This window comes from Nitrospirillum iridis, from assembly GCF_014205765.1.
Classification (GTDB): Bacteria; Pseudomonadota; Alphaproteobacteria; order Azospirillales; family Azospirillaceae; genus Nitrospirillum; species Nitrospirillum iridis.
Window position 1 is genome coordinate 1 of record NZ_JACIIZ010000054.1, and the last position, 1,094, is coordinate 1,094.

The 1,094-nt window shown below is 69.3% G+C and carries 1 protein-coding gene; it reads left to right on the top strand.

Annotated elements, in window-relative coordinates; translation table 11 throughout:
* Positions 1-1,094, top strand: a 1,094-nt coding sequence (locus FHS74_RS30110; protein ID WP_184807960.1) for an AMP-binding protein, incomplete at both ends; no start/stop codon positions are given.

Here is a 1,094-nt window from a genome sequence, read left to right on the forward strand (position 1 = left end):
CCGGAGGAGCGCCGGCAACTGTTGATTGATTGGAACGACACGGCGCATCCGGTGCCGCCGGCGACGGTGCCAGCGTTGTTCGAGGCGCAGGTTGGGCGGCGTCCGGATGCGGTCGCGCTGGTGTTGGAGGGGGCGAGCCTCGACTATGGCACGCTGAACGCGCGGGCCAATCGGCTGGCGCATCATCTGATCGGGCTGGGGATCGGTCCCGAGGACATCGTGGCGCTGAGCCTGCCGCGCTCGTTCGAGATGGTGGTGACGCTGCTGGCGATACTGAAGGCTGGTGCGGCCTATCTGCCGCTTGATCCGGATTATCCCGAGGCACGGCTCGCCGTCATGCTCGCGGATGCGCGGCCGCGTTGCGTGATCGCGCTGGACCGCACCGCATGGCGGCTGGGCGGCGGGCTGGCCGAGGGCACGCCGATCCTGTGTCTGGACGACCGGGCGCTGGTCGCGGCGCTCGAAGCCGCGCCGCAGACCGATCCGAGCGACGCCGAGCGCCGGCGGCCGCTCGACCCGCGCTCCCCCGCCTATGTCATCTACACCTCCGGATCCACCGGAACGCCAAAGGGCGTCGTGGTCACCCATGCCGGTATTCCTGGCTTGCTCGCCAGCCAGATCGACCGCTTCGCCGTCACGGCGGAGAGTCGCATCGTGCAATTCGCCTCGCTGAGCTTCGATGCGGCGCTCTGGGAGATCTGCATGGCGCTGCTGTCTGGCGCGGCGCTGGTGCTGGTGCCGGAAGACCGTCGCTCCGGGGCGGGGCTGGGCGCGGTGCTGGCGCGGGATGGCGTCACCCATGCCACCTTGCCGCCGGCCGTCCTGACTTCGTTGTCCGTCGCCGATCTGGCGGGTGTTACGCATCTTCTGGTCGCGGGCGAGGCGTGTCCGCCGGAGGTGATCGGGGAGTGGTCGCGCGGGCGTCATATGCTGAACGGCTATGGCCCGACCGAGGTGACGGTCTGCGCCACGATGAGCGACGCGCTTCAGGGCAGCATCGCGGCCCCGCTCGGCAAGCCGCTCTACAACACGCGGCTCTACGTTTTGGACGAGGGTCTTCGTCTGGTACCGGCGGGTGTTGCAGGGGAGCTTTA